This is a genomic window from Rhodococcus spelaei, assembly GCF_006704125.1.
In the GTDB taxonomy this organism is placed as follows: Bacteria; Actinomycetota; Actinomycetes; order Mycobacteriales; family Mycobacteriaceae; genus Rhodococcus_G; species Rhodococcus_G spelaei.
On sequence record NZ_VIGH01000013.1, the window covers coordinates 1 to 15,926 of the forward strand.

The window sequence follows — 15,926 nt, forward strand, 5'->3', positions numbered from 1 at the left end:
CGCCCGGCCCGGCATGAACAACCCCGACGACCCCGACTCACCCGCCGGCGACGCCGAATCCCCGAACCTCGACCACGATGCCCTCGCGAAGGCCGCGGCCCGCGACACCCGCACCGCCGGACAGCGCAATCACGACGGTCTCAAGGCCGGCCTGCGGCAGTTGCTGACGTCGGGGGTACTGGGCAGTCACCGCGGACTCCCCGTCACGGCGATCATCACCATGACCCTGGCTCAACTCGAGGACGCATCCGGGGTGGTGACGACCGCCGGCGGCGGGATCGTCCCCATCCGCGACGCCCTGCGAATGGCCGAACACGCGCACCCGGTGCTGTGCCTGTTCGACCACCACGGCCGGCCGCTGCACCTGGGCCGATCCAAACGGCTCGCCACCCCCGACCAACGCCTCGCGTTGATCGCATCCTCCCGCGGCTGCACCCGCCCCGGCTGCGACGCACCCGCCACCATGACCGCCGTCCATCACATCCGAGAGTGGAACCACGGCGCCGGCACCGACATCACCAACGAAGACCTCGCCTGCGACGCCTGCCACGCCCTCGTCAAGGACGGCCCCGCGGGGTGGAGAACCCGCACCGCCCCACCGGAATCCGAGCATCCCGGCCGCACCGAGTGGATCGCACCCGCACACATCGACCCCGACCGACAACCGCGGGTCAATCACCGCCACCACCTGGACGACCTCCTCACCCAGGCACTCCGACGTGCCCGAGCACGGCGGGACGCCGAGGTCCGGCGACACCGCACCCGATCCGGGCCACGTGCCGAGCGCGGCGAGCAGGCATCCGACGACGGCGAGGTTCCGTGACCCCCGGTGTCACTCCCGTAGTCTGCTGCTGTGACTGCCGACCGAGCGCCAGTACTTCTGGTGGTGCACCACACGCCATCGCCCCCGACTCGTGAACTGCTCGAGGCCGTGCTCTCGGGCGCGAACGATCCCGAGATCGAGGGGGTGACAGTCCGTTCGGTGCCCGCGCTCGGCGCGACGATCCCCGACGTCCTGTCCGCGGACGGCTATGTTTTCGGCACCAGCGCCAACTTCGGCTACATGTCGGGTGCGCTCAAGCACTTCTTCGACACCGTGTACTACCCGTGCCTGGACGCGGTCGCGGGCCGACCGTACGGATTGTGGGTTCACGGCAACAACGACACTGCCGGCGCGGTCCGGGCAGTGGAAAAGATCGTCACCGGTCTGGCCCTGACCAAGGTTGCCGCGACAGTCGAGATCACCGGTGGGGTGGACGCGGCCGCGCGGGAGCGCTGTTACGAATTGGGTGCGACAGTCGCGGTGACGCTGACTCCGGGATAACGGACGCTCCTCTGTCGAGCATGGGCAGCCAACGGAGATCGCCACGCCAAGGTCACACGTCAAGGGTCATGAGAGCACCTGCACCGGTTCGGGCGGTGCGGAATGTCGGTCCCCGGTGGCATGGTGTGCCCATGCAGGAGTTGAGTGCCGACACTGCTCGGCGAATCGCGCTCGGTGCGCAGGGTTTCGCCGACGCCCGCCCCGCCGCGCCCACTCGCCGACACCTGCTCAAGGCTGTGCAGCGAACAGGACTGCTCCAGATCGACTCAGTCTCAGTCGCGGTCCGCGCGCACTACATGCCGGTGTTCAGCCGCATCGGCGCATACGACCGTTCACTGCTCGATGCCGCGTCCTGGCGGCACACTGCCGCGAAACCTCGAGCGCTGGTGGAGTACTGGGCGCACGAGGCGGCATTGATCCCGGTGGAGGACTGGCCGCTGCTGCGGTGGCGGATGCGACGGTTCGAGGGCGGCCGATGGGCTGGTGCCCAGCGTGTGCTGGAAAGGAACCCCACACTGGGTCGCGACGTGCTCGACGTCATCACCGAGGTCGGCGCCACCTCCGCGGGCGAGGTCGAACGACACCTCGAACTCGAGGTCCGCGAGCGGGGCGGGCCCTGGTGGGGCCGCAGCGACACCAAGGTCGTGTGCGAGCAGTTGTTCTCGGCGGGTGCGCTGTCGGTGGACAAGCGGGTCGGCTTCACCCGACACTACGACCTCGCCGAGCGGGTGCTGCCGCCCGCCGTCGTCGCCACCCGAGTCGACGAGGCCGACGCGGTGCGCGAACTCGTCCGTCGCTCCGCCCGCGCGCTCGGGGTCGGCACCGAGACGGACCTGCGGGACTACTACCGACTGTCCCCGACGCAGTCGCGACCCGCGATCGCCGATCTGGTCGACGAGGGCGCGCTGACTCCGGTCGCGGTCCGCGGGTGGGACGAGCAGGCGTACCTGTCCGCCGGGGCGCGCGTGCCGCGCGCGATCCGAGGCGGCGCGCTGCTCTGCCCGTTCGACCCGGTGGTGTTCTTCCGGCCGCGCGCTGAACGCATCTTCGATTTCCACTACCGTCTCGAGATCTACACCCCGCAGCACAAACGGGTGCACGGGTATTACGTCTTCCCGTTCCTGCTGGACGGTCGGCTCGTCGCCCGCGTCGACCTCAAGGCCGACCGGGCAGCGGATGCGCTGCGGGTACCTGCGGCCCACCTTGAACCGGTGCACGAATCGGGACCGGTCGCGGATGCGCTCGCGGTCGCGCTGCGGGACATGGCGGACTGGCTCGGTCTGGCGGATGTCGTCGTCGGCGAGCGCGGCGACCTCGCCGCACCGCTAGCGCAGTGCATATGACCAGTGCTGCAACTGCTTCCGCGGATCGAGGTCTCAGAGGTCCAGTCCCGGCGCGGTCGCGAGCGACTGGAGTTGGTCGAAAGTGAGCGGAGTCCCGTTGCCGGACAGGGATATCCGATTGACGTGGCCGTCACCACCGACGCGACGACGGTGGTGTCCCGCCACGTCCAGCGGGCCCGTGAATCCCCGGGCTCCGCGCGCGGGGCGCACCGCCGTCGCGTCAGCATGATCGATCGATCAGAGTCCCTCGACGAACTTCGTCAGACCCTTCGACGCGGTCTCGAGTGCGTGCTTCTGCGCCTTCTTCACGATGAACCCGGGCAGCGGGATGGTCGGGTCGACGGTGAGCTCGAACACGACGTGCGTGCCGCCGTCGGCGTTGGGGCTGAGCACGTAACTGCCGTCCTGCTGACGCTGCTGGGTGCTCGAGACGAGCGTCCAGGACAGCTTCTCGTCGCCCTCGAAGGAGTAGTCGACGACCTGCTCGTCGGTGATGCCGACGACGGAAACGGTCATGCGAACCCGGTCCGGCCGTCCGTCGGGATGGGTGGTCTCGATCTCGACCTTCTTGTGCGAGGAGGACCATTCGCCCAACCGATCCACCGCGACCAGCGCCGCCATGACCTCGGCCGGTGCGGCCTTGATGTCGAATTCCTTGGTGCCAGACACGGCCATCGGGTCCACCCCTTGTGTGATTGCTGACCAGCGTGATTGCCGACCAACGTGATTGCTGACAGCGAACAGAACGTGCGCGTCATTAGATCATCCGGGGGAGATGGTCTGCCGGAACGAGGTGCGGCGTTGCCGGGAATGTCCGAGACGGGAAAGCCGGACCGGCGGTGGATCTCAGAGGCCGGTGGATCTCAGAGGCCGTACCGACCGTGGCGGGCCTGGTCGCGTAGCGCGCCCTGCACGGCCTGGCCGATCCACGAGTTGAGCGACACGCCGTTCTGGGCGGCGGACTCCTCGGCGCGGGCCTTGATCTGCTCGACCAGGCGCAGCGTCACTCGTGAGATGTCGCCCGTGACGTCGTCGAAGGCGGACCCGGAATCCTTGGTGGCCTTCTCGGTCGGCGCGTCGTCGGATTCTTCGGTGTCGGCTGCGCGGGCGACCTCGACGGCCACCCGCGTCCCGTCCAGGCGCACGTGCACTGTGCGGTCACCCAACTCCTCGGAGATCTCGCCGGCGAGGTCCGACAGTGCCGACAGCAACATCAGCCGGGCCGAGTTCTCGGCAGCACCGGCGAGGGCTTCGGCGATCCGGCGGGTGTTCTCGTCGCCCAGCGCCGCCGCCGTGCTCAGGTCCTGGCGCAGCGTCTGCGCGTAGTTCGAAAGGTCCATGTCGTCAGTGTGACGTCATTCATGACGTCGGTCAACCCCCTGAAATGGCGTCACAATGACGACAAGTGATGTCAGTCGAGCAGCTTGGCCTTCAGCGCCGCGATGTCGACGTCGGTCAATCCGAGTCCCTGGTGCACGTAATTGTCGAAGCTGCCGTACCGCTTCTCGGCGGTCGCGAACGAGGTGTCCAGCCACTCCTGCCTGACGCCGTCGAAGCCGGCGGAACTGCTGTTGGTGTCCACGTTGCGGTAGGTGTTCGACAGCATGAAGTCCGCGTTCACGGTCGCGCGGTCGACGCCGAGGATCGTCAGCAGCACTGCGGTGGTCCAACCGGTCCGGTCCTTGCCCGCGCTGCAGTGGTAGAGGACCGCCCCGTCGGTGTCGCGGATGTCGCGCAGCACCGAACCGAACGCCTCGTTGGCGCCCGGGCCGTCGACGAACGCGACGTACGCCGAGTTCAGGTCGACCAGGGTGGTGATCGGCGAGCGGCCGAGCACGTCGTACCAGTTGGCCTTCGCGCCCGCCGGCACGCGGTCCGGCTGCACGGTGCGCTCGTAGACCGTCCGCAGGTCGTCGTCCACCTTGACGTTCAGACTCTGCAGCTTGGTCAGGTCGGCCGGGGTGAGATTGCTCAGAGCGTCGGTGCGGAAGACCAGGCCGGGCTTGACGGTCTTGCCGTCGACGGTCGTGTAGCCGCCGACGTCGCGGGCGTTCTTGGCGCCCTCCAGGTGCAGCGACCGGTCGAAGCTGGTCTGCGTGGCAACGTCGGTCGCGGCGGCGAGGGCGGTCCCGGTGGTGCCGCCGACGAACAGGGCGGTGCCGGCGGCGAGGGCGGCGGCCGCCCGTAGGACGCGGACACGGGTCGAGGTGAGGGCCACAGGTGCGCTCCAGTATCGGATCGAGGGAACGGGCGTTGTCGAGGGCCGGCCACGGCGGTCGCGTGGGCGCGCGGGTCGGGGAGGCCCCACCGAGTTGGTACACCGTCCAGGTGAACCGGCGGTGACGATTCGGCAGAATCGATTTCGAGGGTCGTGGCGATAGGGTGCGACGCGGCGGTGCCCCACGGCGGCGCCGGGTCCACGAAAGGGTGTGCGGTGCGGCAAGCGGTGTCCCTGAAGGTGCAGCTCATTGCGAAGACGGACTTCGTGCCGCCCGCGGACGTCCCCTGGGACACCGACGCCGACGGAGGCGAGGCGCTGGTCGAGTTCGCCGGCCGTGCGTGTTACCAGAGCTGGTCCAAGCCGAATCCGCGGACCGCGACCAACGCCGGCTACCTGCGGCATCTGCTGGAGGTCGGGCACCTGTCCGTGCTCGAGCACGGCAGCGTCAGCTTCTACATCACCGGGATCTCGCGCTCGTGCACGCACGAGTTGATCCGGCACCGGCACCTGTCGTACTCGCAGCTGTCCCAGCGGTCGGTGCCCGAGCGGGAGGCGAATGTCGTGGTGCCGCCCGCGATCGTCGGCGACCCGGACCTCGAGGCCTTGTTCGAGGCCGCGACCGATGCCAGTCGCGCCGCGTACGTCGAACTGCTCGAGGCCCTCGACGACAAGCTCGCGCACGTGCCCAACGGGTCGTTGCGCGGACGGCAGGCGCGTCAGGCTGCGCGCTCAGTGTTGCCCAATGCCACCGAGACCCGGCTCGTGGTCACCGGCAACTACCGGGCCTGGCGACATTTCGTCGCGATGCGGGCCACCGAGCACGCCGACGTGGAGATCCGGCAGGTCGCGGTGGAGTGCCTGCGGCAGCTCACAATGGCGGCACCAAATGTGTTCGGTGACTTCGAGATTGCCGAGCTGGCCGACGGCACCGAGGTGGCGGTCAGTGAGTTCGACGTCGATAGCTGACCGGTCGGCTCCGGCCGGCTCCCCGTGGTGTGCAGTCTTCGCCCCTGTACCGGGTAACCTTGACAACCATGACCAACGGTGAAACCGCCCCGGCCGGGCGTACGTTCGGCACCATTCTGACCGCGATGGTGACCCCGTTCACAGTGGACGGCAAGCTGGACGTCGACGCGGGCGTGAAGCTGGCGGCCCACCTCGTCGACGGAGGCTGCGACGGCCTCGTGCTCGCCGGCACCACCGGCGAGTCGCCGACCACCACCGAGGACGAGAAGCTCGACCTGATGCGGGCCGTGATCGACGCGGTCGGCGACCGCGCCAAGATCATCGCCGGTGCGGGCAGCAACGACACCGCGCACAGTGTCGAACTCGCGCGCGACGCCGCCCGGGCCGGTGCCCACGGCCTGCTCGTGGTCACCCCGTACTACTCGAAGCCCCCGCAGGCGGGCTTGCTGGCGCACTTCACCGCCGTTGCCGACGCGACCGACCTGCCGGTGATGCTCTACGACATCCCGCCGCGCTCGGTGGTGCCGATCGAGACCGAGACGATCTACCGGTTGGCCGAGCACCCCCGGATCAAGGCCGTCAAGGACGCCAAGGGCGACCTCAACGCCGGCGCCGAACTGATCGCGAACACCGACCTGGAGTTCTACTCGGGTGACGACCCGCTCAACCTGCCCTGGCTGTCGGTCGGGGCGGTCGGCTTCGTCAGTGTGATCGGCCATCTCGCCCCCGGACGACTGCGCGAGCTGCTCACCGCGTACGAGGCGGGCGACATCGTCCGCGCCCGCGACATCAACGCGAGCCTGCTGCCGCTGATCCGCTCGGTCGTCCGGCTCGGCGGCGTCTCCGCCTCGAAGGCGGGACTTCGACTGCAGGGCCTCGACGTCGGAGATCCACGACTACCGCAGGTGGCCCCCACCGCGGAGCAGGTCGAGGTCCTCGCGGCCGACCTGCGCGCAGCAGGGGTCCTCGCGTGACCCCGCCGCCGCGTCGTCGCGCAGCCCGACGCCCGTCCGGCCCGCCCACCGCGCCGGCCCCGGAGTCGGTCGTCGCGCCGCAGGCCCAGCAGGCTCCGCAGGAGTCCGCTCCCGTCGAACAGCCCAAGGCGCAGGAGCCGGCCAGGGCAAAGGCCCAGGCGTCCGCCGGGGAGTCTCGGCAGGCAGAGTCGGCCCCGCGTCGCCGTAAGTCGGAAGGTCAGAAGGCCGAAGGTCAGAAGACCCAGGGCCAGAAGTCGGCGGCCCAGAAGTCCGATGCGGGCAAGTCGCAGCGCACCGGCGGCGGTCGTCCGCAGCGGCAGAAGGGCGGCGGTGGTCGCCCCGACGGTCGCGTCGGCGTCGACCCCACCGAGCGTCTCGGCCTGCCGCCGAAGGCCCCGCACAACGGCCTGCGCGTCGTCGCCCTCGGCGGTATCGGCGAGATCGGCCGCAACATGACGGTCTTCGAGCACAAGGGCAAGCTGCTCATCGTCGACTGCGGCGTGCTCTTCCCCGAGGACCAGCAGCCCGGCGTCGACCTGATCCTGCCGGACTTCGCGCACATCGAGGACCGGATGGCCGACGTCGAGGCCGTCGTCCTCACGCACGGCCACGAGGACCACATCGGCGCGGTGCCGTTCCTGCTGCGGCTTCGTCCCGACCTGCCGGTGATCGGCTCCAAGTTCACCCTCGCCCTGGTTGCCGCGAAGTGCCGTGAGCACCGGCAGCGGCCGAACCTGGTCGAGGTCATCGAGGGCCAGCGCACCACGCACGGGCCCTTCGAGTGCGAGTACTTCGCCGTCAACCACTCGATCCCCGACGCGATCGCGGTCGCGATCCGCACCTCGGCGGGCATCGCGCTGCACACCGGCGACATCAAGCTCGACCAGTTGCCCCTGGACGGCAGGCTGACCGACCTGGCCGGTTTCTCGCGGCTCGGCGACGAGGGCGTCGACCTGTTCCTGGTGGACTCCACCAACGCCGAGGTGCCCGGCTTCGTCACCCCCGAGCGGGAGATCGGCGGCGTCCTGGACGGCGTCATCGGCAAGGCGAAGCAGCGGGTCATCGTCGCGTCGTTCGCCAGCCACGTGCACCGCATCCAGCAGGTCGTGGACGTCGCGGTGCGCTACAACCGTCGGATCGCGTTCGTCGGCCGGTCGATGGTCCGGAACATGCAGATCGCGCAGGATCTCGGGTACCTGACGGTCCCGGACGGTGTGGTCGTCGACATCGACACCGCGGCCAACCTGCCCGACGACCGACTCGTGCTGATCTCGACCGGCTCGCAGGGTGAGCCGCTGTCGGCGCTGTCGCGGATGGCCCGCGGCGAGCACCGGCAGATCAACATCCGTGCCAACGACCTCGTGGTGCTGGCGTCCTCGCTGATCCCGGGCAACGAGAACTCGGTGTTCGCCGTGGTCAACGGTCTCGCCAAGCGCGGCGCGACGGTCGTCACGCAGCAGAGCGCGAAGGTGCACGTCTCCGGGCACGCGTCCGCCGGCGAACTGCTGTACCTGTACAACGCGGTGCGTCCGACCAATGCGATGCCCGTGCACGGCGAGTGGCGGCACCTGCGTGCGAACGCGGCGCTGGCCAAGGCCACCGGTGTCCCCGAGGACCGGGTGGTGCTGGCCGAGGACGGCGTGGTGGTCGACATGGTCGACGGGCTCGCGGAGATCGTGGGTCGCGTCCCGGTCGGGATGGTCTACGTGGACGGCAACTCCGTCGGCGACGTCGGCGACTCGACGCTCTCGGACCGGCTGGTGCTCGGCGAGGGCGGGTTCATCTCGATCTCGCTGGCCGTCGACCAGCACACGGGCAAGGCGGTGAGCACTCCGCAGGTGCACGGGCGCGGCTTCTCCGACGACCCGGCTGCGCTCAAGGAGGCCGCCGTGCTGGTCGAGGCCGAACTGGCCCGACTGGCGACCGAGGGCATCACCGACACGCACCGGATCGCGCAGGCCGTGCGCCGAGTCGTCGGCCGCTGGGTCGCGGACAAGTACCGGCGACGGCCGATGATCGTGCCGACCGTCATCGGTGTCTGACGTTTGACGATGTGTTCGGCCCCGGTGCATGCACCGGGGCCGAACACGTTTCAGGTCAGAGCACGTTTCAGGCCAACAGTCGCCACAGTCCGATCACACCGAGCACGACGATCGCGGCGCGCAGAGCGGTCGGGGAGAGGCGTCGGCCGTAGCGGGCACCGACGGATCCGCCGATCAACGAGCCGACCGCGATCAGTCCGGCCGCCGCCCAGTTGATTCGGTCGAATGCGACGAGGGTGTACGAGGTCGCCGCGACGATGTTCACCAGCAGCGACAGCAGGTTCTTCGCCGCGTTCATCCGCTGTATCGACTCGGGCAGCAGGGCGCCCATCACTCCGATCAGCAAGATGCCCTGGGCCGCGGTGAAGTAGCCGCCGTACACGCCTACCGCGAAGGTCCCCGCGGTGAGCGCCACCAGCCGGGGGCCGCCCACGTGCTCGGCCGTCCGGCCGGCGTCCTCGGCGCGGCGCCGCGCCCAGGACTGGATTCGCGGCCCGGCCACCACGAGCACCAGCGCGAGCACCAGCAGGATCGGCACCACGGTGACGAAGGCCGTGTCGGGCAGGTGCAGCAGCAGCCAGGAGCCGAGGCAGGCGCCGAGCAGCGACGCCGGGATCTGCCAGCGCAGCCGGTCCCACTGTCCGCGCAGTTCGCGCCGGTAGCCCCAGGTCCCGGAGATGCCGCCGGCGACCAACCCGATCGCGTTCGACATCGTGGCGACGACCGGCGGATACCCGAACGCGACGAGGGTGGGAAAGGTGATGAGGGTGCCGGACCCGACGATCGCATTGATCGCCCCGGCGCCGAACCCCGCGATGGCGATGACGATCATGTCGGTGACGGGCACGCACGGAACGCTACGGCGGGTGCGGGCCACGAACTGCGCGGGGAGCGGTAGCGTGCGGCGGATGAGCCTGGCGCACGACGAACGACTCGCACTGGTGGACACGATGGTCCGCGTCGGCCCGGACGCCCCGACCCTGTGTGGGTCGTGGACCACCCGCGACCTCGCCGCGCACCTGGTACTGCGGGAGCGACGCCCCGACGCCGCAGCCGGGATCCTGGTCAAGCCGCTCGCCTCGTACGCCGAGCGGGTGCAGGCCTCGTTGGCCGCGCGCCCCTACGTCGACCTTCTCGAGTCGGTGCGGACGGGTCCGCCGTTGTGGTCTCCGATGCGACCGTTCGACGCGCAGCTCAACCTCGGGGAGATGTTCGTGCACCACGAGGACGTCCGCCGCGCCGGACCGGACTGGGAGCCGCGCGAACTGGACTCCCGCTGGCAATCGGCGCTGTGGTCGTTGGCCGGCCGCACCGGACGGATGTCGTACCGCAAGGCGCCGTGCGCGGTCGTGTTGGTGGCGCCGGACGGTCGACGGGTGACTGTGCACAAGGCGCCGGGCGTGGCGGTAGAGGTGCACGGCGCCGCGGCGGAGTTGGCCCTGCACGCGTTCGGTCGGGATGCGGTGCGAGTGACCGTCGAGGGTCCCGCAGAGGCCGTCGCGGCGGTGAACGCGCTGGATCGGGGCATCTGAGCCCCTTGTTGCGGGTGTTGCGGATGGTCCCGATGGGGCCCGAGCGACTAGCCTGGCAGTCATGGCAGGTAAGACCGGGACCCGAACTACCACGAGCGCGTCATCCTCGTCGCGGCCTTCCGCACGCACGGGATCCTCCGCCTCGGGCAGGTCGAAGCCGGCTGCCGCGAAGCCGCGGTCCGGGGGTCGCACCACGAAGACCGTTTCCACCCCACGCAAGGCGACCGCGCCGCGGGCACGCTCGACCGCCCCGCGTAGGCCCGCCGCCAAGGCGAAGACCAGCCCGCTCAGGGCGATCGGCAATGGACTCGGACGCGGGTGGACACTGGCCGCGCGTGGGGTCGGCGCCACCACCCGGACAGTGAGCAAGGCCGCGGACATCGAGCACGGTCACCGTCGCGACGGCATCGCACTCGGACTGATCGCGGGCAGCGTGATCATTGCGGCCGCCATGTGGTTCGCGGCGGGCGGCCCGGTCGGGAACTGGATCGAGACCGCGGTGCGGGCGGTGTTCGGTGGGGCCGCGGCTCTGCTGCCCGTCATCGGCGTCGGGATCGCGGTCGTGCTCATGCGCTCCGAGCCGCAACCCGAGGTGCGCCCGCGGCTGGTGCTCGGGTCGTTGCTGATCGCACTGCCCGCGCTCGGCATCTTCCATGTCATCTGTGGGGCGCCGGTCGACGCGCCGGGCCGGGCAGACGGGGCCGGCTTTGTCGGTTACGCCGCAGGCGGTCCGCTGACCGACGGTCTGACGCTGTGGTTGTCGGTCCCGTTGCTGCTGCTCGCGCTGGGGTTCGGGATCCTGCTGGTGACCGGGACGACGGTGCGCGAGGTGCCGGAGCGGCTGCGGTCGCTGTTCGGGACCGCCCGCCACGACGACGACTACGAGCCCTACGACGGCGAGTACCACGACGACGAGCACGGTGAGTACGACGGCTACGAGCCGGACTACCTGCAGGATCTGCGCACGCTGCGACCGTCCCGTCGGAAGAACTCGGCCGACTACGACCCGGCGCTGTTCGATGCGGACGGCTACCCGGTGCACGACCTCGGAGACCCGGAGTCGAACTATCCGGTCGACGAGCCCGCCGACGAGGCCCGCACCGAGGTGATCGCGCCGTCTCCCGTTGCGGCACCCCCGGCTCCGAAGCCGCGGCCGAAGCCTCAGGTCAAGGTCGCGAAGCCGAAGTCCGAGGACGAGCCGGAGATGTTGATCCCCGACCGGGTGATCGAGGGCGACTACACGCTGCCGCCGGCGTCGCTGCTGATCGAGGGTGACCCGCCGAAGACCGGCAGCTCCGCGAACCAGGCGATGATCGAGGCCATCACCGAGGTGCTCGAGCAGTTCAAGATCGACGCCGCGGTGACCGGGTACACCCGCGGACCGACCGTCACCCGTTACGAGGTCGAGCTCGGCCCGGGCGTGAAGGTGGAGAAGATCACCGCCCTCGCCCGCAACATCGCCTACGCCGTCGCCACCGACAACGTGCGACTGCTGGCGCCGATCCCCGGCAAGTCGGCGGTGGGTATCGAGGTGCCCAACTCCGACCGCGAGATGGTCCGGCTGGCGGACGTGCTCTCGGCGCCGTCCACCCGCAAGGATCACCATCCGCTGGTGATCGGCCTCGGCAAGGACATCGAGGGCGATTTCGTCAGCGCCAACCTGGCGAAGATGCCGCACCTGCTGGTGGCTGGCTCCACCGGTTCCGGTAAGTCCAGCTTCGTCAACTCGATGCTGGTCTCGCTGCTGCAGCGCGCGACCCCGGACGAGGTCCGGATGATCCTGATCGACCCGAAGATGGTCGAACTGACCCCCTACGAGGGCATCCCGCATCTGATCACGCCCATCATCACCCAGCCGAAGAAGGCAGCAGCCGCGCTGGCCTGGCTGGTGGAGGAGATGGAGCAGCGCTACCAGGACATGCAGGCCAACAAGGTCCGGCACATCGACGACTTCAACAAGAAGGTGCGGTCGGGCGAGATCACCGCCCCGCTGGGCAGCGAGCGGGTGTACCGGCCCTACCCGTACATCCTCGCGATCGTCGACGAGCTCGCCGACCTGATGATGACCGCCCCGCGCGACGTCGAGGAGGCGATCGTCCGGATCACCCAGAAGGCCCGCGCCGCCGGCATCCACCTGGTGCTCGCCACGCAGCGGCCTTCGGTCGACGTGGTGACCGGCCTGATCAAGACGAACGTGCCGTCGCGGCTGGCGTTCGCGACGAGTTCGCTGACCGACTCGCGGGTCATCCTCGACCAACCGGGCGCCGAGAAGCTGATCGGCATGGGCGACGGGCTGTTCCTGCCGATGGGGGCGGGCAAACCGACCCGTATGCAGGGCGCGTTCATCACCGACGAGGAGATCGCCGCCGTCGTCGACTTCGCCAAGAACCAGGCCGAACCCGAGTACACCGAGGGCGTCACCACGTCCAAGGCAGCGGAGAAGAAGGACGTCGACCCCGATATCGGCGACGACATGGACGTGCTGCTGCAGGCGGTGGAACTGGTGGTCACCAGCCAGTTCGGCTCGACGTCGATGCTCCAGCGCAAACTGCGTGTCGGGTTCGCGAAGGCGGGCCGGCTGATGGACCTGATGGAGACGCGCGGGGTGGTCGGGCCGAGCGAGGGGTCCAAGGCCCGCGACGTGCTGATCAAGCCGGACGAGCTGGACGGGCTGCTGTGGTCGATCCGCGGCGGCGACCCCGACGATGGCGCGGGCGAGGACTGACTCGAACTGCGGCTCTTGCCGCGGACGTCGCCCCGCCGGCGGCGCCCAGCCGGCGGTTCCCGATGGCGCGAACGGACCGTTCGGGTTCACCAACGACCTGAACGGTCCGTTCACGCCGGGAAGCCGGGAAGCCGGGAAGTTAGGGCCGCGGATCTGTGGTTGAATGAGGGTGCTTTGGAGGGGAGTATCCCCATTCCTGCGACAGTCTCGTCAGCACGAGCGGCAACGTTGCCGCTCCGGGACTGTCGGTCGGTGTTCGCGCCGGCGGGAGAGACCTCCGGTGCCTTGTCATCGGCAACCGGAGGTCTGTAGTTCATGCACGTTTCCCCGCTGGTCTGGATCATCACCTGTCTGGTGATTCTCGGCCTGTTCGTCTTCGATTTCTTCGCGCACGTGCGCACCCCCCACGCCCCGACCTTCCGCGAATCGGCGTTCTGGTCCGCCGTCTACATCGGCATCGCCCTGCTGTTCGGGTTGGTCGTGATGTGGGCCTGGGGTAGCGGTCACGGCGGTGAGTACTTCGCCGGCTACGTCACCGAGAAGGCTCTCTCGGTGGACAACCTGTTCGTCTTCGTCATCATCATGTCGACGTTCGCGGTCCCGCGCGAGTATCAGCAGAAGGTGCTGCTCATCGGCATCGTGATGGCTCTGGTGATGCGCGGGATCTTCATCGCGGTCGGCGCCGCCGCAATCAATGCCTACAGCTGGGTGTTCTACCTGTTCGGCTTCTTCCTGGTCTACACCGCGATCAAGCTGGTCAAGGACCACGGTCACGAGGCCGAGATCGAGGAGGAACGCGAGAGCAGGATCATCCGGATGGCCAAGCGGATCCTGCCGACCACCGACGAGTTCGACGGCGACAAGCTGGTCACCCGGATCGACGGCAAGAAGGTCGTCACGCCGCTGCTGCTGGCGCTTGTCGCGATCGGGTTCACCGACGTGCTGTTCGCGCTGGACTCGATCCCTGCGATCTACGGCCTGACCAGCGAGGCGTACATCGTCTTCACGGCCAATGCCTTCGCGCTGATGGGTCTGCGGCAGCTGTACTTCCTGATCGGCGGACTGCTCGAGCGTCTGGTCTACCTGTCCTACGGACTCTCGATTATCCTGGCGTTCATCGGCGTGAAGTTGGTGCTGCACGCGCTGCACGAGAACACCCTGCCGTTCGTCAACGGCGGCGAACACGTCACCGTGCCGGAGATCTCGACCGGTGTCTCGCTCCTGGTGATCCTCGGTGTCCTGGTCGTCACCACGGTCGCGAGCCTGCTCAAGACCCGCGGCGACGCGACCAAGGCCGCAGCCTGACCGGCCCCGGGCGCGTCAGAGGGGGCCGGTGAAGGTCCCGATGACCGGGTTCCACTCGGTGTACCGGGCCTCGACCACGATTCCGGCGTGGGTGAACGGGTCGTCCGAGAGGAGCTTCGCGGCGGCCTCTGCGTTGGGAGCATCGAGGAGGAGAAGGGCGCCGCTGTCGTCCAGGTAGGGACCGGCGGTCAGGACGTGCCGCTGGTTGACCAACTCGGACAGCCAGGCCAAGTGCGCCGGACGGTGCAGGTCACGGTCGGGAACCGAACCGTCGCGATAGACGTACTCCACGGCAATGAATGGCATGAGACCCCCCGGTTTTCTGCTGCGGTATGAACGTGGAACGCGTGGCCCAGGCACCGTGGACCCCGACTGCTCGGTCGCCATGACGCAGACCGAGCGGTACGAAATGCCACCGTGCGACGGCGTGCCGAGAGTATTCCTTCAGTCCGCTCGGTACGGGCGAATCAGCAACTCCGCCCGTGCCGGTGTCGATCAGACGAACGACAGGGCCGGTCGAACCCGACCGGCCCTGTCGACTCGGGTGCTCAGGAGACGAACGTGCCCATCACCGGCGTCCACTCGGTGAAGCGGGCGGAGTCGACGAGGCCGGCCTTGGCGAACGGGTCGGCTTCGAACAGCGACCGGGCGGCATCGACGTCGGCGGCGGACACCAGGATGAGTGCACCGCTACCGTCGGTATACGGGCCGCTGCTCAGCACGACACCTCGCTCGACGAGGCCTGCCAACCATTCGCGGTGATCGGGACGGACCTCGTCGCGGGCCGCCGCGGTTGCGGTGGTATAGAAGTATTCGACTGCGATGACGGGCACGGGTGGTTCGCTTTCTCTCGGGATTGGGTGAGCGATCAGAGTGTCAGCAGCATGCGACTGTTGCCGAGGGTGTTGGGCTTGACGTAGCTGAGGTCGAGGAACTCGGCGACACCGGTGTCGTACGACCGGCACATCTCGGCGTACACCTCCGCGGTCACCGGAGTGCCCTCGATTTCCGCGAAGCCGTGCCGGGTGAAGAAGTCGACCTCGAAGGTGAGCACGAACACTCGGTCGAGTTCGAGCTCGCGGGCCACCTGGATCAACTGCGCGACTACCAGGTGCCCTGCGCCGCGACCCTTGACCTTCGGATCGACCGCGACCGTGCGGATCTCGCCGAGGTCCGCCCACAGCACATGCAGTGCGCCGCAACCGATCACCTCGCCGTCGTGTTCGGCGACCCAGAACTCCTGGACGGCCTCGTAGAGCGTCACGAGGTTCTTCTCGAGCAGGATGCGGCCGGCGTAGATGTCGATCAGGCGCTTGATCTCCGGGACGTCGGAGGTGCGGGCGCGACGCACGGTCGGTGCGTCCTGATCGGATCCGAGGGGGCCAGAAGTCATGGGGTGCACAGTAGTCGTGCGGTTTACCGATATTCTTGGCCGTGTGCCGGTCCGATTCGCTTCCCCCCACCCCGACTCGGTGGTGCTCGGTTGAGCGCCCA

At 68.9% G+C, this 15,926-nt stretch carries 16 protein-coding genes; 9 read left to right on the plus strand and 7 right to left on the minus strand.

The features are described from left to right. The 3 genes from FK531_RS21760 to FK531_RS21770 form a co-directional block, all read left to right on the plus strand. On the plus strand, positions 1–823 hold an 823-nt coding region (locus tag FK531_RS21760; RefSeq protein ID WP_142103252.1), incomplete at its 5' end, for an HNH endonuclease signature motif containing protein. A gap of 30 nt (positions 824–853) precedes the next feature. Next, positions 854–1,324, plus strand: a complete 471-nt coding sequence (locus FK531_RS21765; RefSeq protein ID WP_142103254.1) for a flavodoxin family protein — start codon at positions 854–856, stop codon at positions 1,322–1,324. Between the two features lie 131 nt (positions 1,325–1,455). Beyond that, positions 1,456–2,667 carry a winged helix-turn-helix domain-containing protein gene (locus tag FK531_RS21770; RefSeq protein WP_142103256.1) on the plus strand — a complete coding sequence of 404 codons (1,212 nt, stop codon included), beginning with the start codon at positions 1,456–1,458 and terminating at the stop codon, positions 2,665–2,667. Positions 2,668–2,904: 237 nt separating this feature from the next. Here the strand turns inward: FK531_RS21770 and FK531_RS21775 are convergent, their stop codons facing one another. From FK531_RS21775 to FK531_RS21785, 3 genes are all read right to left on the minus strand, one after another. Beyond that, complete coding sequence (locus FK531_RS21775) at positions 2,905–3,342, minus strand: SRPBCC family protein (protein ID WP_142103258.1); 438 nt, start codon at positions 3,340–3,342, stop codon at positions 2,905–2,907. A gap of 188 nt (positions 3,343–3,530) precedes the next feature. Next, the gene (locus FK531_RS21780) at positions 3,531–4,007 is read right to left on the minus strand and encodes a toxin-antitoxin system HicB family antitoxin (protein ID WP_142103260.1); all 477 of its coding nucleotides are present in this window, start codon (positions 4,005–4,007) and stop codon (positions 3,531–3,533) included. Between the two features lie 71 nt (positions 4,008–4,078). Continuing rightward, positions 4,079–4,885 (minus strand): tyrosine-protein phosphatase, encoded by an 807-nt coding sequence (locus tag FK531_RS21785; protein ID WP_181763072.1) that lies wholly within the window; start codon positions 4,883–4,885, stop codon positions 4,079–4,081. Between the two features lie 216 nt (positions 4,886–5,101). Between FK531_RS21785 and thyX the strand changes: the two genes are divergently transcribed. The 3 genes from thyX to FK531_RS21800 all read left to right on the plus strand — a co-directional run bounded on the left by thyX (position 5,102) and on the right by FK531_RS21800 (position 8,870). Beyond that, a complete protein-coding gene (gene thyX, locus FK531_RS21790) occupies positions 5,102–5,854 on the plus strand; it encodes an FAD-dependent thymidylate synthase (protein WP_142103264.1) in 753 nt (250 codons plus the stop codon). Positions 5,855–5,922: 68 nt separating this feature from the next. Continuing rightward, positions 5,923–6,828, plus strand: coding sequence for a 4-hydroxy-tetrahydrodipicolinate synthase (dapA, locus tag FK531_RS21795; protein WP_142103266.1), 906 nt, complete (start codon positions 5,923–5,925; stop codon positions 6,826–6,828). Next, on the plus strand, positions 6,825–8,870 hold the full coding sequence (locus FK531_RS21800) for a ribonuclease J (protein ID WP_142103269.1): 2,046 nt from the start codon (positions 6,825–6,827) through the stop codon (positions 8,868–8,870). Before dapA ends, FK531_RS21800 begins: the two co-directional genes overlap by 4 nt. A gap of 67 nt (positions 8,871–8,937) precedes the next feature. On the opposite strand, the gene FK531_RS21805 is transcribed toward FK531_RS21800, so the two are convergent. Continuing rightward, a complete protein-coding gene (locus tag FK531_RS21805) occupies positions 8,938–9,717 on the minus strand; it encodes a sulfite exporter TauE/SafE family protein (RefSeq protein ID WP_142103271.1) in 780 nt (259 codons plus the stop codon). A gap of 61 nt (positions 9,718–9,778) precedes the next feature. On the opposite strand from FK531_RS21805, the gene FK531_RS21810 reads away from it, so the two are divergent. The 3 genes from FK531_RS21810 to FK531_RS21820 all read left to right on the plus strand — a co-directional run bounded on the left by FK531_RS21810 (position 9,779) and on the right by FK531_RS21820 (position 14,432). Then, on the plus strand, positions 9,779–10,402 hold the full coding sequence (locus FK531_RS21810; protein ID WP_142103273.1) for a TIGR03085 family metal-binding protein: 624 nt from the start codon (positions 9,779–9,781) through the stop codon (positions 10,400–10,402). Between the two features lie 61 nt (positions 10,403–10,463). Beyond that, complete coding sequence (locus tag FK531_RS21815; protein ID WP_181763073.1) at positions 10,464–13,127, plus strand: FtsK/SpoIIIE family DNA translocase; 2,664 nt, start codon at positions 10,464–10,466, stop codon at positions 13,125–13,127. 315 nt (positions 13,128–13,442) lie between these two features. Continuing rightward, a complete protein-coding gene (locus FK531_RS21820) occupies positions 13,443–14,432 on the plus strand; it encodes a TerC family protein (RefSeq protein ID WP_142103275.1) in 990 nt (329 codons plus the stop codon). 15 nt (positions 14,433–14,447) lie between these two features. Here FK531_RS21820 and FK531_RS21825 read toward each other — a convergent pair whose 3' ends face one another. The 3 genes from FK531_RS21825 to FK531_RS21835 all read right to left on the minus strand — a co-directional run bounded on the left by FK531_RS21825 (position 14,448) and on the right by FK531_RS21835 (position 15,825). Beyond that, positions 14,448–14,738 carry a YciI family protein gene (locus tag FK531_RS21825; RefSeq protein ID WP_142103276.1) on the minus strand — a complete coding sequence of 97 codons (291 nt, stop codon included), beginning with the start codon at positions 14,736–14,738 and terminating at the stop codon, positions 14,448–14,450. 242 nt (positions 14,739–14,980) lie between these two features. After that, the gene (locus FK531_RS21830; RefSeq protein ID WP_142103278.1) at positions 14,981–15,265 is read right to left on the minus strand and encodes a YciI family protein; all 285 of its coding nucleotides are present in this window, start codon (positions 15,263–15,265) and stop codon (positions 14,981–14,983) included. Positions 15,266–15,300: 35 nt separating this feature from the next. Next, positions 15,301–15,825, minus strand: coding sequence for an amino-acid N-acetyltransferase (locus tag FK531_RS21835; protein WP_142103279.1), 525 nt, complete (start codon positions 15,823–15,825; stop codon positions 15,301–15,303). Positions 15,826–15,926: the final 101 nt, after the last annotated feature.